4 protein-coding genes are annotated in these 2,948 nt (G+C 75.4%); 3 read left to right on the top strand and 1 reads right to left on the bottom strand.

The window, feature by feature from the left end:
• Positions 1-65 precede the first annotated feature (65 nt).
• Positions 66-1,901 carry a hypothetical protein gene (locus ACOV8S_RS26750; protein ID WP_448320918.1) on the bottom strand — a complete coding sequence of 612 codons (1,836 nt, stop codon included), beginning with the start codon at positions 1,899-1,901 and terminating at the stop codon, positions 66-68.
• Positions 1,902-1,992: 91 nt separating this feature from the next.
• On the opposite strand from ACOV8S_RS26750, the gene rpmG reads away from it, so the two are divergent.
• From rpmG to ACOV8S_RS26735, 3 genes are all read left to right on the top strand, one after another.
• The gene (rpmG, locus tag ACOV8S_RS26745; protein ID WP_108956676.1) at positions 1,993-2,157 is read left to right on the top strand and encodes a 50S ribosomal protein L33; all 165 of its coding nucleotides are present in this window, start codon (positions 1,993-1,995) and stop codon (positions 2,155-2,157) included.
• 105 nt (positions 2,158-2,262) lie between these two features.
• Positions 2,263-2,580, top strand: coding sequence for a hypothetical protein (locus ACOV8S_RS26740; protein WP_448320916.1), 318 nt, complete (start codon positions 2,263-2,265; stop codon positions 2,578-2,580).
• A 32-nt stretch (positions 2,581-2,612) separates the two neighbouring features.
• Positions 2,613-2,897: a hypothetical protein gene (locus tag ACOV8S_RS26735; protein WP_448320915.1), complete on the top strand. Its 285-nt coding sequence runs from the start codon at positions 2,613-2,615 to the stop codon at positions 2,895-2,897.
• The last annotated feature ends 51 nt before the right edge of the window (positions 2,898-2,948 follow it).

The following is a 2,948-nucleotide window of genomic DNA, read 5'->3' as shown; positions in this document are numbered from 1 at the left end:
CCCTGACGCCGCCACACCGCGTCGGGGCGCCGGTTCGGGTCCGTCCCCGGCGCGGTGTGGCGGCGTCAGGGCGTTGGCGCCGGTCCGTCCCCGTCGCACACCAGCCGCCAGGCCCGCCCGAACAGTTCGGGCAGGGTGTCCGGGAGGGGCGGCAGGTGGGTCACCTTCCCCTCGTGGCTCAGCTCGGCGCCCAGCAGCGGGACCTTCCAGCGCTCCAGGGGAGGCGGCGGCCTGAGCCCCCACGTCGGCCGGCCGCTCGGCGCCCACCCACCCGGCAGGAACACCTCGCGTCCCGCCCGGGGCCGCCGGTCGCGCACCACCAGACGCCGGTCGGCGAGTTCGCCGGCGGCCTCACGGTGCTGCCGTGCGGTCCAGCCGTTCCAGCGGCGCACGTTCCGGTCGGTGGGGGAGGGGAGGGCGAGCAGCTGCAGGTACAGGGCGGCCGCGTCCTCGGACAGCCCGGTCCGGCAGGTCACCTCCGCCACCAGCTTCGGCGCGCTCGCGCGCGGATCCGTCTCGTAGGCGCCCTCGGGCAGGGCGCCGGAGCCGATCCGGGCCGTCATCCGCTCGCAGGCCTCGCCGGTCAGCCACAGCCGCCCGGCGTCGGTGCGCCGGGTGCCGTGGACCAGGGCGTCCCGCAGCAGACGGCCGGGCGAGTCCGTGCGGGTCAGCGTCCGGCGCAGGTACCGGACCAGTTCCGGGGCGCCCTCCCGCACCGCGTCACCCGCGGGCAGCTCCGCGTAGGCCCACGGCACCGCGGTGAGCAGTGCGTCCAGCAGCAGCTCCGCGTCGGGCCGGCTCCGGACGTCCCAGACGGTGGGCAGACCGCGGTACCGGGGCTCCAGCCAGCGCGGGTTGACGCCGATGATGCCCACCGACGGCACCCGCTCGGGGTCGAGGAAGAGGCGGCACAGGTCGGCCGCCGATATCTGCCGGTCCAGCGGCAGCGCGGCCTGCCACGCGGTCTCGGACGCCTGGGGCCAGGCCCCGAACCGGTCCGCCCAGGCCGCGGCGAGGCGGGACGCCACCTCCCGCAGCCCTCCGGGCCGCCACAGGTCACCCGGGTCGTCCGGCAGGACGTCGGCCGTCACCGCGATCAGGTCCGCCTCCGTGAGGGCGCGCACCTCCTTGAGGCCGTCCTCGGCCTCGGCGGTCCTCAGCCCGAGCACCTCGCGCTCCTCGGCGGTGAAGCGGTAGGGGGCCGGTGCGCCCGCCAGCAGCAGGGCGGCCGCGGCCCGGCTCACACCGGTCGCCCGGGCGAGAGCGGTCACCGCGGCGGGGTCCCACGGCAGCGGCCCGCGCTCGCGGACCGCCGCGACCAGTGCGAGGAGCCGGTCGCGGGTGTACCTGCCGGGACGGGTCCACGTCACGTGGAGCACTTCGCCCGGCAGCACCGGGCCGGCGGCCCCGCCGGCGGACCCGGCGTCGGACGGGGCCCACGTCTCCACGAACCGGTGGCGGCCGTCGGACGGCCAGTACACGCTCGAGGCGGCGCCCCGCTCGTCACGGACGCCGAAGGGACGGTCCGGTCCTTGGAGGACACCCACCCGGAAGCGGCGGTCCGGGTCCGCGAAGGACGTCCCCGCCCACATCTCCAGGAAGTCCAGCAGGATCTCGCGGTGCCGTGGCGGGGTGGAGGGAGCCGCCGCGCGGAGCGCCACGATGTCCGGGCGGCCGATGAACCGGGTCCAGGAGCCGTCGCCGGCCGGTCGGGGACCGGCCTCGCCGGGATCGGGGGTCCAGGTCCCGTCGAGGAACGCGGCGGTGCGGGCGATACCGGGGAACGCGTCCTGCGCCCACATGCCCGACCCGGTGACGAGGCCGCCGAGGGCGGCGGTCATCTCGTGGCGTGCCCACTCCCGGGCGGGCGCGGGCCGGGGCGCGCCGATCGTCGGGTCCATGCTCCCGATCATGGCCCATGCCACCGACACCCGGGCGGGGAATGCCAGGGCCTCCCCTGCCGTTGACATGGCCAGAACGGAAGGAGGTGCCATGGCACGTAGTACCGCGCGTCCCGTGGTGAAGCTGAGGTCGACGGCCGGAACCGGGGTCACGTACGTGACGCGGAAGAACCGGCTGAGCGACCCGGACCGGATGACCCTGCGCAAGTACGACCCGGTGGCGCGGGAGCACGTCCTGTTCCGCGAGGAGCGCTAGGACCACACGGAAGAGGGGGCGGTTCCGCGACGGCGGGACCGCCCCCTCGGCGTACCTCGTGACGGGGTGCTGACTTCTGGGGCTTCGTCCGCCATCATCTCTGTCATGAACACGACTGCCAAGGCGGGTCTTGTCCTGTCCTCCGCCGCGCTGCTCGTCCTGGGCGCGGCCGGCGCCGGACAGGCGGCGCCCACACCGCCGGAGCACGCCGTCATCGTCTGCGACAGCGCCAGCTTCTACGCCAACTACGACAGCTCCTCGGGCCCCACCGGCCTGAAGCGGGTGCTGTACCGGGGAGACAAGGTCGGCCACACCCGCGGAGCCCACCCCGTCTACAACGGCTGGGCGGCCACCTTCGACTACGGACCCAACGACTGGGGCTACGTCCGGCAGGAGTGCCTGGGCGGGTTCGGTTCCTGGTGATCCCTGTCACCGGACGACGTGGAGGACACCTGATGACGCGCACGCGTACGCTCACCGCCCTGCTCCTGGCCCTGGCCGGGGCGACCACCCTCTCCGCGAGCCCCGCCGCCGCTGCCGACGGCAGGGCCGGGGTCCGCGAGACGGTCTGCGCCCAGGACCTGTACGTGCGGACCACCGCGCCGCACGGGGCGTGGATGGGCACCCTCTACCGGGGACAGACCTTCCTGGTCGAGCAGGCCGGGGGGGACTGGGTCTACGGCTTCGCCTACGGGGACGTCAACCGACGGGGGTGGGTGCAGAACGGCTGGTTCTGCTGACGGGCTTCCCGCAGGCACAGCGCACGCGGCGGGGGAGCGGGGCCCTCAGGC

It is taken from the genome of Streptomyces sp. CO7 (assembly GCF_053474865.1).
This window is presented reverse-complemented; position numbering and strand designations above follow the sequence as displayed.